Genomic DNA, 16,762 nt, shown 5'->3' with positions numbered 1-16,762 from the left:
GGGTACGACTAAAGTCGTCTGGAAGCCTTACCGGGCGGGCCTAGAGTAGAGCTCGACGCTCCCGTCATGCTGTAAGGAACAACAATAATGAATGACAGCACCTACCGGCGGATTGAAGCCAGTCCGCGTTTCCAGGAACTGGTGGCGAAGCGCGGGCGATTCGCCTGGACGCTTTCCGCCATCATGCTCGGACTCTATTCCGCCTTCATCCTTCTGATCGCCTTCGCGCCCAAGGTCCTCGGCACCCGTATCCATGCGGAGACCGCCATGACCTGGGGCATTCCCCTGGGCGTCGGTCTGATCCTTTCGGCTTTCGTCCTGACCGGCATCTATGTGCGCCGGGCCAATGGGGAATTCGATCGGCTCAACGCGGAAATCCTCCGGGAGGTGCAGCCATGAGACGTCTTTCCCTGGCCGCTGCGCTGCTGGCCCTCTCGCCTTCGCTCTGGGCCGCCGATGCCATCAGTGGCGCGGTCCAGCGCCAACCCCTGAACGTCTCCGCCATCCTGATGTTCGTGGCCTTCGTCGGGGCCACCCTGGGCATCACCTACTGGGCCTCCAAACGCAATCGCTCCGCCGCGGACTACTATGCCGCCGGCGGGCGCATCACCGGGTTCCAGAACGGCCTGGCGATCGCCGGCGACTACATGTCGGCCGCCTCCTTCCTGGGCATTTCCGCCCTGGTGTTCACCTCCGGCTACGACGGCCTGATCTACTCCATCGGCTTCCTGGTGGGCTGGCCGATCATCCTGTTCCTGATCGCCGAGCGCTTGCGCAACCTGGGCAAGTACACCTTCGCTGACGTGGCGTCCTATCGCCTCAAGCAGAAGGACATCCGTACCCTGTCCGCCTGCGGTTCGCTGGTAGTGGTCGCCCTCTACCTGATCGCCCAGATGGTCGGTGCCGGCAAGCTGATCCAGCTGCTGTTCGGCCTGGACTACAGCATCGCCGTGGTGCTGGTGGGTATCCTGATGGTGCTCTATGTACTCTTCGGCGGCATGCTGGCCACCACCTGGGTACAGATCATCAAGGCGGTGCTGCTGCTGTCCGGTGCCAGCTTCATGGCCTTCATGGTGATGAAGCACGTCGGCTTCGACTTCAACCGCCTGTTCGCCGAAGCCATCGCCGTGCACCCGAAGGGCGAGGCCATCATGAGTCCCGGCGGCTTGGTGAAGGATCCGATCTCGGCCTTCTCCCTGGGTCTGGCGCTGATGTTCGGCACCGCCGGCCTGCCACACATCCTGATGCGCTTCTTTACCGTCAGCGACGCCAAGGAAGCCCGCAAGAGCGTGTTCTACGCCACCGGCTTCATTGGCTACTTCTACATCCTGACCTTCATCATCGGCTTTGGCGCCATCCTGCTGGTCAGCACCAATCCGGCCTTCAAGGACGCCGCCGGCGCCTTGCTGGGTGGCAACAACATGGCGGCGGTGCACCTGGCCAACGCCGTGGGTGGCAGCATCTTCCTGGGCTTCATCTCGGCGGTGGCCTTCGCCACCATCCTGGCGGTGGTCGCCGGTCTGACCCTGGCCGGTGCCTCGGCGGTCTCCCATGACCTCTACGCCAGCGTGATCAAGAAGGGCAAGGCCAACGAAAAGGACGAGATCCGCGTCTCCAAGATGACCACCGTGGCCCTCGGCGTAGTCGCCATCGCCCTGGGCATCCTCTTCGAGAAGCAGAACATCGCCTTCATGGTGGGTCTGGCGTTCTCCATCGCCGCCAGCTGCAACTTCCCCATCCTGCTGCTTTCGATGTACTGGAAGCGTCTGACCACCCGCGGCGCCATGATCGGTGGCTGGCTCGGCCTGATTACCGCAGTGGCGCTGATGGTGCTCGGCCCGACCATCTGGGTGACCATCCTCGGTCATGCCAAGCCGATCTACCCCTATGAATACCCGGCGCTGTTCTCCATCGCCGTGGCCTTCATTGGTATCTGGTTCTTCTCCATCACCGACAAATCGGCGGCGGCCGAAGAAGAGCGTGCTCGCTTCTATCCGCAGTTCGTGAGATCCCAGACCGGTCTGGGCGCCAGCGGCGCCGTCTCGCACTGACAGACATCCGCGACAAGACCAAGCCCGGATCCCTGATCCAGGCTTTTTTGTGCGCTGTCACCTGGTAGGCGGCGAGGGCGGGTAGGGTTAGCTGACGACGTCGGGATTTTCCGCCGCTGGCGCGGGTCCATGGAATAAGCCCGTCGCTTCGTATCATCCTGTTACGGCGACGGTCGACCTTTGGCCTTCATGGAGAATGGCAGATGACTCTCTCGACCATCCTGGTTCTGGTGCTGCTGGTCCTGCTCATCGGCGGACTTCCGGTATTCCCGCACTCGCGCAGCTGGGGCTACGGCCCGTCCGGTATCGTGGGCGCCATCCTGGTCGTCCTGCTGGTACTGCTCTTGCTCGGCATGATCTAGGCCCGTTCAAGGCCCGAAAATGCCCCACAAGGGTGCGTTGGACAAAGTTCTTGCCCAATGCGGTGCAGCGCGGTAACGTCGGCTTTCCGGCCTGCCTTGCCGAGTGTGGTAAACAAAACCGGCGTCTGCGCGAGCAGACGCCGGTTTTGTTTTGCGCGTCAGTTGGCGACCGCGCCGTCCTGGCGGCTGCGCAGATAGAGATCCAGCACCACCTCGTCGAGGATCGACGAAGCACCCCAGGGGCGGCTGCTGTTGAGGATGGCGACCACCACCCAGTTGCGCGCGTTGGCGTCCCGGACGAAGCCCGCCAGGGCCCGTACGTTGTTCAGGGTGCCGGTCTTCATGTGCGCCTGGCCGGTCAGCGGCGAATTCTTCATGCGCTTGCGCAGGGTGCCGTCCATGCCGGCCAGTGGCAGCGAGGAGATGAACTCCGGGCCATAGGGACTCTGCCAGGCGGCGCGCAGGATCTCGGCCATCTCCCGGGCACTGACCCGCTCGGTCCGTGACAGGCCGGAGCCGTTCTCCATGATCAGGTGACTGGCATTGATGCCCTTGCGCGCCAGCCACGAGCGGATGACCCGCAGCGCCGCCTTGCTGTCGTCCGCATCCGCCGAGGTGCGGAATTGCGCCCCGATGGAAAGGAACAGCTGCTGGGCCATGGTGTTGTTGCTGTACTTGTTGATGTCACGAATGATCTCCACCACGTCGGGCGAGAAGGCCCGGGCGAGCACCTCGGCATTGCGCGGCACGCTGCCCTCCCGGGTACGGCCCTTGATGCTGCCGCCCAGTTCCTGCCAGATGGCCCGCACCGCACCGGCGGTGTAGGCCGGGTGGTCGAGCAGCGACAGATAGCTCTGGGCGTTGCAGCCATCCGGCAACTGGCCACTGACCACTAGGCTGGTACTGCCATCGGCCTGGGGCACCGGATTGAAGCGCACCTCGGGCCAGGCCGGGCAACCGCTCTTGCCGGTGGCGCGCATCTGGTTGTCGATGTTGACGTTGGTCAGCGGCGGATCCATGGAGACGCTGACCCGGCCATCGGCCGAACGCACCACCATGCGCACCGACTTGAGATTGACCAGCAGCGAGTCCGGACCGACCAGGAAGGTCTTGTTCTCGTCTTCGCCGTCGTCGTTGAAGGCCGGCAGGTTGGGTTTCACGAAGCGACCGCGATCCAGCACCAGGTCACCGGTGACTTCCAGTACGCCATTGGCGCGCAGGTCGCGCATGAGCAGCCATAGCCGCTCCATGTTCAGCTTGGGATCGCCGCCGCCCTTGAGGTAGAGGTTGCCGTTGAGGATGCCGTCCTTGAGCGTGCCGTCGGTATAGAACTCGGTCTTCCACTGGTAGGTGGGACCCAGCAGTTCCAGGGCGGCAAAGGTGGTGATCAGCTTCATGGTCGACGCCGGATTCACCGAGACGTCGGCATTGTAGTAGTCGTTCTCGCCCGGCCCATCGAGGGGCAGCATCACCAGCGACAGGTCGCTGCCGGGGATCTTGTTGGTCTGCATCGCCTTTTCGATTCGCGGTGGCAGGTAGGAGGTATCGGCACTGACGGGCAGGGAAAAGCCCAGGGCGCAGCAGCTCAGCAGCAGGCCCAGAGATCGGAAGGTCTTTCGCATCGGGACACACACCTTGGCAGGGTACCGGCCTAGTTGAAGAGAAAAGGGGCCGATAGACGTCGGAGTGTGGGCATTATGCAGTAAGGAGGGAGGAACGAGCCAACCCCGCGGGGCAGGGCGTACATAAAGAAACGACCGCCGTGGCGGTCGTTTCCGAAAAGGTCGGGATCAGTTGTAGCCCGTGGCGTCCTTGGTGCGGTCCGGACTGTTGGGCGAAGGGGGATCGCGCCCGTCATCGGTCTTGGCGTGCTCGGTGCGCAGGGGCTTTTCGTCCTTGGGCAGTTCGCGTTCGTCGGCTTTGCGCTTTTCTTCGGCCATGGGATCCTCGTCTACGTGATTGCCGGTCAAGGTGTGACCGGCGCAGGCGTTTCGCCGTTCCCCTGGAGCGAGGAGTGGTCGGCGAACACGCCGGCGCTTTGCAGCTGGCGCAGGGCGTCGTTGACCTGGCGGGCGAAGGTTTCCTCGATGGCGGTCCCCGCCTGATGGCTGGCGGCCAGCGGCAGGAACCAGACACCCATCCAGGTGCGCACCGAGCTGGCGTTGCGTACGCGGGTGGACGGACCGCTTCCCGGCGCGATCCATTCGGCGGTCAGTACGTAGTCGTCCTTGGCGGTACCGGGGACGAGAAAGAAGGTGGCGCCGGTAATCAGGCCACTGGCGATGGCGGCGGCGTAGGAGGTGCTGTTGTAGAGCTTGAGGCGCAGCAGGGCGTCGTCGGGTCTGCCGGGTTCCGGCACCAGGGTGATGCGGTCGAACAGCCTGGAGCCTGCCAGGATCTCGCGCAGCCGCGGCTTCAGGCCTTCGCGGGCGACGGCGATCGACGTCGCGTCCTTGGCGTCTTCGACAGTGCCGCGATAGAAGTTAAATTCCACCAGCACCCTGGGGCGCTGCGGTTGCTCGCTCAGGGGCGCGCGAAACGGCTGGGAAGAGAGTTCGTCACCGGGAAAGGCGGCGCAACCGGCGAGCAGGAGCAGGCAGAGCAGGGCAGCGAGAGTCTTCATGAAACGCACCTCATCCCTAAGTGGCGATAGCGCAAGCTGGCAAGGGGCCAACGTCTGCGCAAAAAAAAGCCCAACCGGGGGTTGGGCTTTTTCGAGAAGGCGGGTGATTAGATCACCTGCACCTCATCGGCCTGCAGGCCTTTCTGGCCTTGCACGACCAGGAAGGAAACAGCCTGGCCTTCTTGCAGGCTCTTGAAGCCGTTACCCTGAATGGAACGGTAGTGAACGAACACGTCCGGGCCGCTCTGGGGGGTGATGAAGCCGAAGCCTTTCTCGTCGTTGAACCACTTGACGGTGCCAGTTTGGCGAGTAGACATGGATTTCTCCTTGAATAAGATGACGTTGTTGTCCGCGAGGACGACAGTTTTGAAACGAGGAGAAACCCATGCCGCGAAAGCTGGCCCTGATGTACTCCAGGTTCTCGACAGGTCGGCAGCTCCGTGGAGACCGCCTCACCTGACAGCGAAGAATGGTCTCAGACTGGCTTGCGCAAAACAAGACCTTTGAGCTGCCCGATGTTGACTTTACCGACCATGGTCGAAGCGCGAGTTGGAGCGGGCAAATGGCTGTTGGAGGAGGGGGCACTGAGCGCGGTCCCGGGCCTGGACCGGTCGACTGCGAGTAGCACTCCGTGCTGAATCGTTTCCCGGACAGAAAGTGTCGGAAGCGAGAAGCTGGGCACTACATCGTATTCAGCAATCGGTGGTGACCGCCTGTTGGTTCTCCACGTTTTTCAGGCGCCTATGCACACCTGCATCCTCCTCCATACCTCATTGCAGGCCGGCACTCGGGACCTGAGCGTCGAGATGTCGCCCGCCAGCGTTCAAGCAGAGCGTTTCCGTGGCCATGAGGGCAGCGCTTGGCCGGCTGGAACGAAGATGCCGGGGGGCGCGAGCTATACCGGCAGTGGCTCAGGCATTCGAACGCGGGTCGTACCCAGGTCGCTGTACGAGTACGTGTTCAACCGGCCGAAGCGATGCCCAGCGGTTGCAGGCAGGGGCTCAGCCCGGGCGTGGCGGGTCTTGTAGGCCAGCGGTGTCGAAACGGTGATGACGTGCTCAATTTGGGTAATGGCTAGGTGCTATTATTTCGTTCGAATCATTACCCCGGACCGCAAGGGTCCAAGGATCTACTGTGAAAAACGGACTGGAAAGCGCAGGACGCGCACTGGGCCATGGCCTCGCCGGATACCGCGTCGAGCTTCGTCGCCTGAACCTCGATGAGATACTGATAGCGGTTTACCACGCCCACCAGGCGATCAAGCTGACCCAGCGCATAGTGACCAACGAGCAGGCTACCAATCCGTTCCTGTTGAATACGGTCGTGGCCGCGATGCGGGTCGAGGCTGACACCGTTGGTCTCTTCATCGAAATCCCGCTCGCCGCGGACTGCCTGACCGCCTGAGTCAGGCGAGCACCGGATGTGACCCGAAGCAACAGGCGCGGACCTCTCGCTCGAGCATGGGCGGCTTCCCCTCAGGCAGTGGTTCCAGGCCGCCAGCAGCCGCTATCCGCCATGACCTGATGCTTCGGTTCTAGGCAGCACAGGTGGGGCTTCGGCAACTCCCAGCGCGGAGCGGGGCAGGTATCACGTCAGGTCGGGTCGAGGCTCGTCACACGAGCCCTGCCGTGCCGCCATCAGCTCTGCGCGTGCCGCCGAGCGACCTTTTCGGTGATGCAGGCTGGCGACCAAGCAGTGGCCTCGATGATCGCGGTAAAATGGACCGCTTTCTACAGGAGTCTCCGTTCATGGCCTTGTTGGGTCGCTTCAACAGCTTGCAGATTTTGCGCAACACCCCCATCGGTCTGTTCCTGGATGCCGGCAATGACGGCGAGGTGCTGCTGCCGCGTCGCTATGCGCCGCGGGACGAACCCTGCGCCGAAGGCGACTGGCTCAACGTCTTCCTCTATCTGGACAGCGAAGACCGCCTGATCGCCACCACCGAGAAGCCGAAGGTGCAGGTCGGCGGTTTCGCCAGTCTGCGGGTGGTGGAGGTTGGCCGGGTGGGGATCTTCCTCGACTGGGGCCTGCCCAAGGACCTGCTGCTGCCGCACTCGGAAGAGAAGCGTCCGCTGCAGGTGGGCGACCATTGCGTGGTGCACGTGCACCTGGATGCCCGCACCCGGCGCATCGTCGCCACCGCACGCCTGGATCGCTACCTGGATCGCGATCCGCCGCGCTACAAGGTCGGCCAGCCGGTGCCGCTGCTGGTCGTCGAACAGACCGACCTCGGCTACAAGGTGATCGTCGACAACAAGCACTGGGGCCTGGTGCATCGCAACGAGGCCTTCAAGCCGTTGCGCCTGGGGCAGCGCGAGCGCGGCTTCATTCGCGAGATACGGGCGGACGGCAAGATCAGCCTGACCCTGCAGGCCCAGGGAGCCGCCGCGGGCGCCGATCTCGCCGAGCAGATCATCAGCCTGGCCAAGGCGCGCGGTGGGGTGCTGGAGCTCAGCGACAGCAGTCCGCCAGCCCTGATCCACCAGTTGTTCGGCGTCAGCAAGGGCAACTTCAAGAAGGCCATCGGCCATCTCTATCGCCAGGGCCGGATCGTTATCGAGGACGACCGGATTTCTGTACGCGAGGACGCCGCGCAGTAGCGCCACGGCGGGGCGTCAGATCGCTGTCATGGCTGGGTTGCACCAGGGATTCGGGATCGAAGGCGCGTGCTCGCTCGTCCGGCCCGGCTTCGCGTTCCAGATCGCCGACCAGGCGGGTGATGCGGTCGGCTAGCTTTTCCGAGCTCAGACTCTCGCGCAACCGCTCGACCATGAGTGGCAGCGCGAAGGGCGAGGGATGGTCCAGATTCACCAGGCGCAGGGGCAGGGCACCGGTCCGCGTCAGGGTCTGCTGCAGGCGATCGGCATCGAGTTCCTGGCGCAGGACCTCGGTCTGGGCCTGGCCGAGCAGCAGGTTGCCCGGGTCGTACTGGCGAAAGACCTGATAGAAGAGGCTGCTGCTGGCCTGCAGCTGGCGGTTGCTCTTGTGCGCCCCCGGATAGCCGGAAAAGATCAGCCCCGAGATGCGGGCGATCTCGCGAAAGCGACGCTGGGCGAGTTCGGCGGCGTTGAGGCTGGCCAGGGTATCGCTGACCAGGTTGTCGGTGGTGAAGAGGCTGGCATCGAGCAGTTCCTGCCAGTCCAGGCTGACCGGCGAGACCAGTTCCAGGCCGTAGTCGTTGACGGCGATGGAAAAGGTGCAGGGACGCCGCTGCGCCAGGCGCCAGGCCAGCAGGCTGGCCAGCCCCAGATGGGCATGGCGGCCGGCGAAGGGATAGAGGAACAGGTGCGAGCCTTCGCGGGATTCCAGGGTCTCGGCAAGCAGGTAATGGGCGCTGGGCAGCGCCGACCACTGCCGCTGTACATCCAGCAGAGGTTGCAGCAGGCGCATTTCCGGGCTTTCGTAGCGCTGCGCCTCGGCATCTTCGAGCAGGGCCAGCACATGCTGGGCGAGGGTATCCGAGAGGGGCATGCGACTGCCGCTCCAGCGCGGGATGGCGGCCTTGCGCCCGCTGGCACGGCGCACGTACACCGTCATGTTTTCCACTCGTACCAGTTCCAGGGTACGACCGGCGAAGAGGAAGTGGTCGCCCGGGCGTAGTCGGGCGATGAAGCCTTCCTCGATGTTGCCCAGGCGATTGCCGCCGCCGCCCTTGGACCAGAACTGCACATTGAGGCTGGTCTCGCTGACGATGGTGCCGATGCCCAGCCGATGCCGCTTGGCCAGCTGCTTGTCGGGCACCCTCCAGATGCCTTCGGCATCGGGCTCGGCACGGCGATAGTCCGGATAGGCCGACAGCGAGGCGCCCCCGTTGCGAACGAAGGCCAGCGCCCAGATCCACTCGCCTTCGCTGAGGTGGCGATAGGCCCAGGCGCTGCGGATCTCCGGTAGCAGGTCGTCCGGTTCGAAGCCGCCACCCAGGGCGACGGTCACCAGATGCTGCACCAGGACGTCCAGGGGCTTGGCCGGGGCCGTGCGCGCTTCGATCTCGCCCGCGGTGATGGCGCGACGGGTGGCCGCCGCATCTAGCAGGTCGAGGCTGTAGGTGGGCACCAGGGTCGCCCGCGAGGCGCGGCCCGGGGCATGGCCGCTGCGGCCGGCGCGTTGCAGCAGGCGGGCGATGCTCTTCGGCGAGCCGATCTGCAGTACCCGCTCCACTGGCAGGAAGTCCACCCCGAGATCGAGGCTGGAGGTGCAGATCACCGCCTTGAGCTGGCCATTCTTGAGACCGGCCTCCACCCATTCGCGAGCCTGCTTCTCGATGGAGCCATGATGCAGGGCGATCAGCCCGGCCCAGTCCGGGCGCGCCTGCAGCAGGGCCTGGTACCAGAGTTCGGTCTGGGCGCGGGTGTTGGTGAAGACCAGGGTGGTGGGGCTGTCTTCCAGTTCGCGGATCACCTGCTGCAGCAGTCGCATGCCCAGGTGCCCGGCCCAGGCGAAGCGTTCGACGCCGCCTTCGGGCAGCAGGGTGTCCACCTGCAGGCGCTTGTCCTGACGACCCTGGACCAGCTGGCCCGGGGCGCCGGCGAGCAGCACGTCCAGCGCATGGGCCTGGTTGCCGAGGGTGGCCGAGAGGCCCCAGGTCTGCAGTCCGGGATTCCAGCGACGCAGACGGGCCAGGGCGAGTTGGGTCTGGGTGCCACGCTTGTTGCCGAGCAATTCGTGCCATTCATCGATGACCACCAGGCGAACCTGGCCCAGGGCTTCCTGGGCGTCCTCGCGGGACAGCAGCAACGACAGGCTTTCGGGGGTGGTCACCAGTGCCGTCGGCAGGCGGCGATTCTGCCGGGCGCGCTCACTGCTGCCGGTATCGCCGGTACGCAGGCCCAGGGTCCACTCCAGCTCCTCGTCGAGCACCGGCCGCTCCAGGGCGCGCAGGGTGTCCGCCGCCAGGGCGCGCATGGGTGTCAGCCAGAGCACGGTGAGCGGCGGTGGTGCCTGCTTGCGCTTGCTGGGCAGGCCCTTGGCGGTGGTCGGCCTGGGCGCGACGAAGGCGTCCAGGGCGGCGAGCCAGACGGCGTAGGTCTTGCCCGAGCCGGTGGTGGCGTGCAGCAGACCGGATTCGCCGGCGGCGATGGCCTTGGCCACCTCGCGCTGGAAGGGAAAGGCCTTCCAGCCCTGGGTGGCCAGCCAGCGACTGCCAGGGCCCTTGCGCGTATGGGGTGCGGTGGCCATCGTGGCGCTCCTTAGACCGGGTTCGAACGCCCGGTCATCTCGGCCGCCATGGCGGTGGCGTAGCTGTCGGTCATGCCGGCGATGAAATCGATCACCCGCATGAAGGCCTGGTGCAGGGTCCAGGACGGATCGGGCGCGCTGTTGCCCAGCAGGTCGAGGATGCGGCGGCTCTTGAACGACGGCTCGCGCCCGCGATGCTGCTCCAGGGCGGCGCCACAGAAGGCGTTGAGCAGGATCTCCAGGGTGGTGTAGGCACCGATCTCGTGCAGGGTCTTGCGCTTGTCGTGGAAGATCTTCTCCCGGGCCAGGGCCTTGGCGCGCTGCACGCAGAGCTTGGCCGGACCGGCCATGTGCTCGACCAGGTCATCGCCCAGGGTGCCGGCGAGCAGGGCGTCCTGCTGGTCGACGAAGGCGCGGGCGGTGGCGTTGGTCAGGTGTTCGATGGCCTTGCCGCGCAGGATGGCCAGCTTGCGCCGCCGCGAATCCTTGGGGCCCAGTTGCCGATAGGTTTCCGGCAGGTCGTCGCCGACCAGGCCCAGCAGCAGCGCCTCGACCTCGGCATAGTCCAGCAGCTCCATCTCCAGGCCGTCTTCCAGATCGATCAGCCCGTAGCAAATGTCGTCCGCGGCCTCCATCAAATAGACCAGGGGATGCCGTGCCCAGCGCTCCGGGCCCAGCAGTGGCAATTCGAGTTTCTCGGCGATCTGTTCCAGCAGCGGCAGCTCGCTCTGGTAGCAGCCGAACTTGTGCTTCTTGTACCCCGGCGCCGCGGCATAGCGCGAGGTCCAGGGGTACTTGAGGTAGGTGCCGAGGGTGGCGTAGGTCAGGCGGGTGCCGCCGTCGAACTGGTGGTATTCGAGCTGGGTCAGCACCCGGAAGCCCTGGGCGTTGCCTTCGAAGTGCAGGAAGTCCTGGCGTTCCGCCTCGCTCATGTCGTCCAGCCAGCCGCGGCCGGCGGCCTGGGTGAACCAGTAGCGGATGGCGTCTTCGCCGGAGTGGCCGAAGGGCGGATTGCCGATGTCGTGGGCGAGGCAGGCGGACTGCACCACCATGCCGAGATCGCTCGGATCGCACCAGTCGGGCAGGGCGCCTCTCAGGCTCTCGCCCACGCGCATACCTAGGGAGCGCCCGACGCAGCTGACTTCCAGGCTGTGGGTCAGGCGGGTGTGGATATGATCGTTGCTGGTGACGGGGTGAACCTGGGTCTTGCGCCCCAGCCGGCGGAAGGCGCCGGAAAAGATGATGCGGTCGTGGTCCTTGTGAAAGGGGCTGCGCCCCAGTTCATCCGGGCTGTGCAGGGGTTTGCCCAGCCGTTCGCGGATAAGAAGTGTCTGCCAGTCCAAGGCCGTCCTCGAGCTATCACCGATAAGGGGAGCGCCGGCGGTTGCCGTTCGGCGCTTCTGCGTTCTGACCTCGGCAACATACGATCATCACCGCTTACTTGGCAAAGCCCGGCAATTGGCTGGCGTCCAGGTCGATCAGCAGCAGGCGCTGACCGCTTTCCAGGAACTGGCTGGCGGTCAGGCAGTACTGGTTGGTGGTGGCGTCGCGGTAGACCGTCGAAAGCGCCAGGCGGCGCTCGTTCCAGCCTTCGGCCAGCAGGGCGTAGAAATAGGGTCTCCAGGACCAGTTGTGATTGAGATAGCGGCGATTTTCGCGCCAGAACATGCCGTTCCATTCCAGATTCGGGGTGATCTGGGTACCGGCGCGGTCGCACTGGTAGATGCGCAGCAGTCCGGGAAAGGCCTGGGGATCGGGCAGGGCGCTCAGAGGGCCGCCGTGTTCCGCCCAGGGCTTGAGCTGGGTGACGAATTCGGTGAGTTGCTGGCGCAGCTCCAGCAAGCGCGTCTGCTGGGCCAGCTTGCCATCGACGAAGCGGCTGCGCAGCGCGGCGAAGCGTTGCTGATGGCTGTCGCTCGCGCCCATCTCGGCGGTGGCCTCGGCGAAGAGAAAGCCCTGGACGTAGCGGGCGCCGCACTCCAGGGCAAAGTCGAGTTCGGTCTCGGTTTCGACACCCTCGGCGATCAGCCAGCAGCCGGTCTTTTCGGCCATCTGCGCCAACGCCTTGACCGCGTCGCCCCGCGGGCCACCCCGCGCGGCGGCCTGGAACAGCCGCATGTCCAGCTTGAGGATGTCCGGCTGCAGATCCAGTACCCGATCCAGCTGCGAATAGCCGGAACCGAAATCGTCGATGGCGATGCGGATGCCGAGTTCGCGGTAGCGGGCGACGGCCTGAGTCAGGCTCGGCAGATCGCCGGCCGCCTCGGTGATCTCGTAGACGATCCGCGTCGGGTTGATACCGGAACGCTGCAATTGCGCCAGGCTGGGCAAGGCGACGCCATCGTCCAGCTGGCTGATCCAGCGCGGCGAGAGGTTGAGGCTGAGAAACCAGTCATCCGGCGCGCTGGCGAAGCGCCGCAGCGCATCGTCCCTGAGGGTGCGGTCGAGCTGCAGCAGCTCCGCGGTCGGGGTGTCGGGATCGGCGAACAGGGGGCCCACGGAGAGGTGGCGGCCATCGGCCTGACGCAGACGGCCCAGGGCTTCGACGCCAGCGATGCGCCCGGTCGCGGTGTCGATGAAGGGTTGGAAGAAGGCAGTGGGCTGGCCAGAAAACACAGGGCTATCCTTATCGTTGGCGGAGCATTCAGCTTAACCATGCGATAAGGGTGCCAGATGACAGAATGGCTCCCGCGGGAGCCATTCTTCACGACGCCACTAGCGCGGCGGCGGCAGCGGGTGGTCAGCCTGCTCGCGATGGCGATTCTGCAGGCGGTTGACGATCGGGTAGAGCGCCAGGCCGATGCGTGCCAGGCGGCCCACCGCGCCAAGGCGTTTGCCGAACAGCGACAGGAACACCGTGGCACCCAGCATCAGCGGCTTCTTCGCCGAGTTGGCCACCTTGTCCCGGTTCGGTCGCACCAGGTCACCGATGAGGCTGATGGGATTGTGCAGGGGCTGGGCGTTGTAGATCAGCTGCTGGCGATACATCTCCATGCGCAGCCGGACCAGTTCCTTGCGCTTCGCCTGGCTAGTGGCAGAGGTAAGCGGCTGGTTCATGGCAGTAGGCGCTCCCGGTTGCGATTGAGTTCTTCCAGGGTGGCATGGAAGGGCGCTGCGCCCTTGACCAGGCTCAGGGCCCGCAGGATGCAGATCACCAGCGCCACGGCATAGAAGGCGCACAGACCCAGCGTGGCGGCCATGCGGTAGGTATCCCAGAAGGCGATGATGACTGCCGCCGAGACGCCGACCAGCACCAGCAAGCCGAAGATCAGGCTCAGGCCGGTAAAGAGGAACAGCTGGAAGGTGCGAACCTTCTCTTCTTGAACCTCGATGCCCAGCAGTTCCAGGTGACTCTGCAGCAGTCCTACCACCGCGCCGGCGAGGCGCTTGACCGATGGCTTGGGCGCCTCGTCAGGCAACTCCCGTGGAGGAGAGGAGGTGTCCATGGTAGTCCCCCAGGCTTAGCGGCGCGAGGCCAGCAGACCGATCAGGAAGCCGACGCCAGCCGCGATGCCGAGGGCCTTGAAGGGGTTGTCGACCACGTATTCCTCCGTGGTTTCCTTGGCTGCGACACCCTGGCGATAGAGGTCGTCCTGCTTGGTCTTGAGCACGTCGCGGGAGCGCTCCAGACTGGAGCTCAACTTGGCGCGCAATTCGTCCGCCTGCTCACCGGCCATGCTGGCGGTGTGCTTGAGCAGATGCTCGGCGTCCGCCAGCAGGGTGTGGAATTCGTCGGTCAGTGCCTGCTCGGCCTCGCCCAGATGACGACGGACCCGGTCAGCGTTCTGCTTGTGTGCCTGCTCATCGATGTCAGCGGCAAGCTCGTCTTTGATCACGGGAGGGGTTTTGTCGTTCATGGCGCGCTCCTGGTAGGCGATGGGTATCCGTTTCAGCCCTTTCGAGTGAGCGCCGGAAGCAAAGGTTCCACCGGTCGGAGTGCCGAGGGCGCTCTGCAGCCACCTTTACAGGGCTGGGAGAAAGGGACCCAAACGACCACCAACGCGGATGAATGGTCATACCTTATCGACTTTGCCTCGCTGAAAGTTCCGCAGCAAAAGCCAATTAGAAGAGCTGGCTCACAAAATCGGCCACTAGCGCCATTGCTCGTCTTATTCAAGTAGAGCGCAAGAACTTTGCTGTTTCTATCACTGTCAGTTGGGTCGTATTTGATCGTCCATGCACTTCTAGACAAATAAGAGGGGGAAGAATGGAAAACGCCATAGATAGACTGACTGCCGCTTTCAGTACTTATAAATGCTCGGTCACGGCGCCTCGCCCTGATGGCAGTATTGTGCTGACGGTGCAGGATCAGCAGTGTGACGACGCACGGGTCAACCGGGTGGTCAGCGCCCGGCAACTGGGCGAGAGCCAGCTGCTGAAAACGGTAATCGACGAGGTTCGCAAGGACGTATCGCTGCGGGCCGGCGCACTGGCGCCGCAATCCATGGCGGTGCTGCGGGCCACGGGCGCCAACATGCTGAGATATTCCGAGTAACGACTCGGCGCAGAACGCTTCAGCGCGAGACTTGCAGTACGGATGCCTGGCATTCGTTAGTCTCGAACGTTGAAGACTTAAAGATGATAAACAAGCAGTTAACGATTTATCCGCAAGGCTTCTCTCAGCTCTTGCACTTCAGCAGCCGACATCCCGCACAGGGGAGTTGGGTGACAGGCAGCTCATACATGGGGCAGGCGACGTCCACCACACCCCAGGACGGAAAGCCCTGTCCGGCTTGCACGGCAGCCAGCCGCGCACTGGCGATCACACCATTGAGCAGTTCCTCTTCCCGATACAGCGCCTGACGCAAGGTCGGCGAGCGGTAGAGGATGCGTCCGCAGCGATCCAGCAAGGTAAAGGAAAAGCGCCCGGTACGATCCGGCAGGGTCGGCCAGACCTTGAGCGGCGCCAGCTGCTCGTCGAGACGGGCGCAGGTGAGCTGGTACAGCGAGGCGCGTGGGATGAGCGAATCCGCCGCCGCCAGGCCATCGAGCAAGGTGACCGGACTTGGGCCCTGTAGCGGGCTGCCGCTGACGCCTTCCATGGTGTGCATAGTGCTGCTTCCTGCTCAGTTCGCGACGGTCAGACGATTCACGGTGCCGCTGCCACCTGCCAGCAAGGCCGTGACGCCATGACCTTCGTCGATGGCGATACCCAGCCGGATGCTGTCGATCAATCGCGCGAGGCGGGTATGGTCATGCAATTGCTGCTTGCTGATCAACCGCTTGACCTTGACGCCACTGTCGTCGGACAGCGTCAGGCTGACGCTGCCGTCGAGGCGCTCGATCCGGAAATTGACCCGGAAGTCATGCTCGAAAGCCGCGGCGATGAGTTGGAAAGGGTTGTCCATGACGTACCTGACTGGCGTGAGCGGGGTCAGTGCCATTGACTTCGAGAGGCTGGGGTAGTTCTGGAGCAGATCCCAGAAGTATGACCGACGGCCCGTTTCAGCCGCTCACCTGAAGTTCGCGCTCGCTCCAGCACTGGCCGAAAGCCGCTTGCCAGTCGGGTAGCGGCTCGCCCAGCACCGCTGCCAGCTTTTCGGTGGACAGCCGGGAATTGATGGGGCGATGGGCCGGGGTGGGATAGGAACTGCTGGGGATGGGATTGAGGCGGGCCTTCAGCTGACCGGTCTCGCGCAGGCGCTGGGCGATCTGCTCGGCGAATCCGAACCAGGAGGTGGTGCCGTTGGCGGTCAGGTGATAGGTGCCCCAGAGTTCGTCCCTGCCGCTGTGGGCCAGCAGGCGGTCGGTGGCGGCGGCGATGGTGCGGGTCCAGGTGGGGGCGCCGATCTGGTCGTCGACGATGTTCAGTTCGTCGCGCTCGCTGAGCAGGCGCACCATGGTGCGCAGGAAGTTGTTGCCCTGCCAGGAATAGACCCAGCTGGTGCGCAGGATGAGATGACGCTCGGCGTGTTCGCGCACGGCGTTCTCGCCGGCCAGCTTGGTCCGGCCATAGACATTGAGCGGGCAGGTCGGATCCTCTTCCCGATAACGACCGTCCTTGCTGCCATCGAAGACGTAGTCGGTGGAGTAGTGGACCAGGGGGATGCCGAGCTGCTGGGCGGCCCGGGCGAAGACCTCGGGCACCCGCTCGTTGATCAGGGTGGCGGTCTGGGGATCGCTCTCGGCGGCGTCCACGGCAGTATAGGCGGCGGCATTGATGATGACGTCGGGCTTCGCGGCCAGGACGCGTTCATGAAGGGCCTCCAGCTGGGTGAAATCCACCTGGGCACGGCCGATGACGGTTACCTGGGCCTTGGCGGCCAGCAGTTGTTGCAGCGCCTGAGAAAGTTGGCCGTGTTGACCCGCGATGAAGACGTTCATGTGACTGAGCTATTCCAGAAGGGCTGGCGCGTCCATGCCTGATTGACAGGTTGGGCGTCGCCACGACAGCCCTGAGCAAAAGCAGGCAGTCTACCCGATGACCGGCAGAGGACAAGGCTAGCCTTTGGCCTGCGTATGGCCGCAGCTGTCGGCTCTAGCCTGCGGCCCGCCTCCCGATACGGCCTCCCGGACGGCTCGAAAAAATTTGTTTCACGAATACTTGACAA

General features: G+C 64.4%; 19 protein-coding genes. 6 read left to right on the top strand and 13 right to left on the bottom strand.

The annotated features are described in order from the left end of the window. Positions 1-87 precede the first annotated feature (87 nt). The 3 genes from FHR73_RS09230 (at position 88) to FHR73_RS09220 (ending at position 2,413) form a co-directional block, all read left to right on the top strand. Complete coding sequence (locus tag FHR73_RS09230; protein WP_133859542.1) at positions 88-399, top strand: DUF485 domain-containing protein; 312 nt, start codon at positions 88-90, stop codon at positions 397-399. Further along, a complete protein-coding gene (locus FHR73_RS09225; protein ID WP_183630613.1) occupies positions 396-2,051 on the top strand; it encodes a cation acetate symporter in 1,656 nt (551 codons plus the stop codon). Before FHR73_RS09230 ends, FHR73_RS09225 begins: the two co-directional genes overlap by 4 nt. Positions 2,052-2,254: 203 nt before the next feature. Next, a complete protein-coding gene (locus tag FHR73_RS09220) occupies positions 2,255-2,413 on the top strand; it encodes a DUF3309 family protein (RefSeq protein ID WP_007159093.1) in 159 nt (52 codons plus the stop codon). 158 nt (positions 2,414-2,571) lie between these two features. Here the strand turns inward: FHR73_RS09220 and dacB are convergent, their stop codons facing one another. The 4 genes from dacB to FHR73_RS09200 all read right to left on the bottom strand — a co-directional run bounded on the left by dacB (position 2,572) and on the right by FHR73_RS09200 (position 5,353). Further along, positions 2,572-4,035 (bottom strand): D-alanyl-D-alanine carboxypeptidase/D-alanyl-D-alanine-endopeptidase, encoded by a 1,464-nt coding sequence (gene dacB / locus FHR73_RS09215; protein ID WP_007159092.1) that lies wholly within the window; start codon positions 4,033-4,035, stop codon positions 2,572-2,574. Positions 4,036-4,203: 168 nt separating this feature from the next. Continuing rightward, positions 4,204-4,353, bottom strand: coding sequence for a hypothetical protein (locus tag FHR73_RS09210; protein ID WP_017639713.1), 150 nt, complete (start codon positions 4,351-4,353; stop codon positions 4,204-4,206). 26 nt (positions 4,354-4,379) lie between these two features. Beyond that, positions 4,380-5,036: a hypothetical protein gene (locus FHR73_RS09205; protein WP_183630611.1), complete on the bottom strand. Its 657-nt coding sequence runs from the start codon at positions 5,034-5,036 to the stop codon at positions 4,380-4,382. Positions 5,037-5,143: 107 nt separating this feature from the next. Then, entirely contained in the window at positions 5,144-5,353 is a 210-nt protein-coding gene (locus FHR73_RS09200) for a cold-shock protein (protein WP_007159089.1), read from the bottom strand. Between the two features lie 817 nt (positions 5,354-6,170). On the opposite strand from FHR73_RS09200, the gene FHR73_RS09195 reads away from it, so the two are divergent. Together FHR73_RS09195 and FHR73_RS09190 are read left to right on the top strand one after the other, a co-directional pair. After that, positions 6,171-6,440, top strand: coding sequence for a hypothetical protein (locus FHR73_RS09195; protein ID WP_273809285.1), 270 nt, complete (start codon positions 6,171-6,173; stop codon positions 6,438-6,440). A gap of 344 nt (positions 6,441-6,784) precedes the next feature. Next, the gene (locus FHR73_RS09190) at positions 6,785-7,636 is read left to right on the top strand and encodes a S1 RNA-binding domain-containing protein (protein WP_183630609.1); all 852 of its coding nucleotides are present in this window, start codon (positions 6,785-6,787) and stop codon (positions 7,634-7,636) included. Here the strand turns inward: FHR73_RS09190 and FHR73_RS09185 are convergent. The 6 genes from FHR73_RS09185 to FHR73_RS09160 all read right to left on the bottom strand — a co-directional run bounded on the left by FHR73_RS09185 (position 7,590) and on the right by FHR73_RS09160 (position 14,068). Continuing rightward, positions 7,590-10,211: a ligase-associated DNA damage response DEXH box helicase gene (locus FHR73_RS09185; protein ID WP_183630607.1), complete on the bottom strand. Its 2,622-nt coding sequence runs from the start codon at positions 10,209-10,211 to the stop codon at positions 7,590-7,592. The genes FHR73_RS09190 and FHR73_RS09185 overlap by 47 nt on opposite strands. An 11-nt stretch (positions 10,212-10,222) precedes the next feature. Further along, positions 10,223-11,554, bottom strand: coding sequence for a deoxyguanosinetriphosphate triphosphohydrolase (locus FHR73_RS09180; protein ID WP_007159085.1), 1,332 nt, complete (start codon positions 11,552-11,554; stop codon positions 10,223-10,225). A gap of 94 nt (positions 11,555-11,648) precedes the next feature. Next, the gene (locus FHR73_RS09175; protein WP_183630605.1) at positions 11,649-12,827 is read right to left on the bottom strand and encodes an EAL domain-containing protein; all 1,179 of its coding nucleotides are present in this window, start codon (positions 12,825-12,827) and stop codon (positions 11,649-11,651) included. Positions 12,828-12,926: 99 nt separating this feature from the next. Further along, positions 12,927-13,268 carry a hypothetical protein gene (locus tag FHR73_RS09170; RefSeq protein WP_183630603.1) on the bottom strand — a complete coding sequence of 114 codons (342 nt, stop codon included), beginning with the start codon at positions 13,266-13,268 and terminating at the stop codon, positions 12,927-12,929. Further along, complete coding sequence (locus FHR73_RS09165) at positions 13,265-13,657, bottom strand: phage holin family protein (RefSeq protein WP_133859534.1); 393 nt, start codon at positions 13,655-13,657, stop codon at positions 13,265-13,267. The genes FHR73_RS09170 and FHR73_RS09165 overlap by 4 nt, the downstream gene beginning before the upstream one ends. Positions 13,658-13,672: 15 nt before the next feature. Then, entirely contained in the window at positions 13,673-14,068 is a 396-nt protein-coding gene (locus tag FHR73_RS09160) for a YqjD family protein (protein WP_183630601.1), read from the bottom strand. Positions 14,069-14,418: 350 nt separating this feature from the next. Here FHR73_RS09160 and FHR73_RS09155 point away from each other — a divergent pair, with 350 nt between their 5' ends. Then, positions 14,419-14,706, top strand: a complete 288-nt coding sequence (locus FHR73_RS09155; RefSeq protein WP_007159080.1) for a DUF3509 domain-containing protein — start codon at positions 14,419-14,421, stop codon at positions 14,704-14,706. A gap of 124 nt (positions 14,707-14,830) precedes the next feature. Here the strand turns inward: FHR73_RS09155 and FHR73_RS09150 are convergent, their stop codons facing one another. The 3 genes from FHR73_RS09150 to rfbD form a co-directional block, all read right to left on the bottom strand. After that, a complete protein-coding gene (locus FHR73_RS09150) occupies positions 14,831-15,262 on the bottom strand; it encodes a hypothetical protein (RefSeq protein ID WP_260175669.1) in 432 nt (143 codons plus the stop codon). A gap of 15 nt (positions 15,263-15,277) precedes the next feature. Beyond that, positions 15,278-15,559 (bottom strand): DUF3509 domain-containing protein, encoded by a 282-nt coding sequence (locus FHR73_RS09145; RefSeq protein WP_064306571.1) that lies wholly within the window; start codon positions 15,557-15,559, stop codon positions 15,278-15,280. 97 nt (positions 15,560-15,656) lie between these two features. Beyond that, positions 15,657-16,535, bottom strand: coding sequence for a dTDP-4-dehydrorhamnose reductase (gene rfbD, locus FHR73_RS09140; protein ID WP_183630599.1), 879 nt, complete (start codon positions 16,533-16,535; stop codon positions 15,657-15,659). Positions 16,536-16,762: the final 227 nt, after the last annotated feature.

The sequence above is a fragment of the Pseudomonas sp. AS2.8 genome (genome assembly GCF_014190935.1).
In the GTDB taxonomy this organism is placed as follows: domain Bacteria; phylum Pseudomonadota; class Gammaproteobacteria; order Pseudomonadales; family Pseudomonadaceae; genus Chryseomonas.
This window is presented reverse-complemented; position numbering and strand designations above follow the sequence as displayed.

Excerpts from the sequence above, each read along its gene's own strand:
- FHR73_RS09210 (WP_017639713.1), bottom strand. The coding sequence starts at position 4,353 with ATGGCCGAAGAAAAGCGCAAAGCCGACGAACGCGAACTGCCCAAGGAC.
- FHR73_RS09160 (WP_183630601.1), bottom strand. The coding sequence starts at position 14,068 with ATGAACGACAAAACCCCTCCCGTGATCAAAGACGAGCTTGCCGCTGAC.
- FHR73_RS09230 (WP_133859542.1), top strand. The coding sequence starts at position 88 with ATGAATGACAGCACCTACCGGCGGATTGAAGCCAGTCCGCGTTTCCAG.
- FHR73_RS09150 (WP_260175669.1), bottom strand. The coding sequence starts at position 15,262 with ATGCACACCATGGAAGGCGTCAGCGGCAGCCCGCTACAGGGCCCAAGT.
- FHR73_RS09170 (WP_183630603.1), bottom strand. The coding sequence starts at position 13,268 with ATGAACCAGCCGCTTACCTCTGCCACTAGCCAGGCGAAGCGCAAGGAA.
- FHR73_RS09145 (WP_064306571.1), bottom strand. The coding sequence starts at position 15,559 with ATGGACAACCCTTTCCAACTCATCGCCGCGGCTTTCGAGCATGACTTC.
- FHR73_RS09165 (WP_133859534.1), bottom strand. The coding sequence starts at position 13,657 with ATGGACACCTCCTCTCCTCCACGGGAGTTGCCTGACGAGGCGCCCAAG.
- rfbD (WP_183630599.1), bottom strand. The coding sequence starts at position 16,535 with ATGAACGTCTTCATCGCGGGTCAACACGGCCAACTTTCTCAGGCGCTG.
- FHR73_RS09155 (WP_007159080.1), top strand. The coding sequence starts at position 14,419 with ATGGAAAACGCCATAGATAGACTGACTGCCGCTTTCAGTACTTATAAA.
- FHR73_RS09220 (WP_007159093.1), top strand. The coding sequence starts at position 2,255 with ATGACTCTCTCGACCATCCTGGTTCTGGTGCTGCTGGTCCTGCTCATC.
- dacB (WP_007159092.1), bottom strand. The coding sequence starts at position 4,035 with ATGCGAAAGACCTTCCGATCTCTGGGCCTGCTGCTGAGCTGCTGCGCC.
- FHR73_RS09200 (WP_007159089.1), bottom strand. The coding sequence starts at position 5,353 with ATGTCTACTCGCCAAACTGGCACCGTCAAGTGGTTCAACGACGAGAAA.
- FHR73_RS09205 (WP_183630611.1), bottom strand. The coding sequence starts at position 5,036 with ATGAAGACTCTCGCTGCCCTGCTCTGCCTGCTCCTGCTCGCCGGTTGC.
- FHR73_RS09190 (WP_183630609.1), top strand. The coding sequence starts at position 6,785 with ATGGCCTTGTTGGGTCGCTTCAACAGCTTGCAGATTTTGCGCAACACC.
- FHR73_RS09185 (WP_183630607.1), bottom strand. The coding sequence starts at position 10,211 with ATGGCCACCGCACCCCATACGCGCAAGGGCCCTGGCAGTCGCTGGCTG.
- FHR73_RS09225 (WP_183630613.1), top strand. The coding sequence starts at position 396 with ATGAGACGTCTTTCCCTGGCCGCTGCGCTGCTGGCCCTCTCGCCTTCG.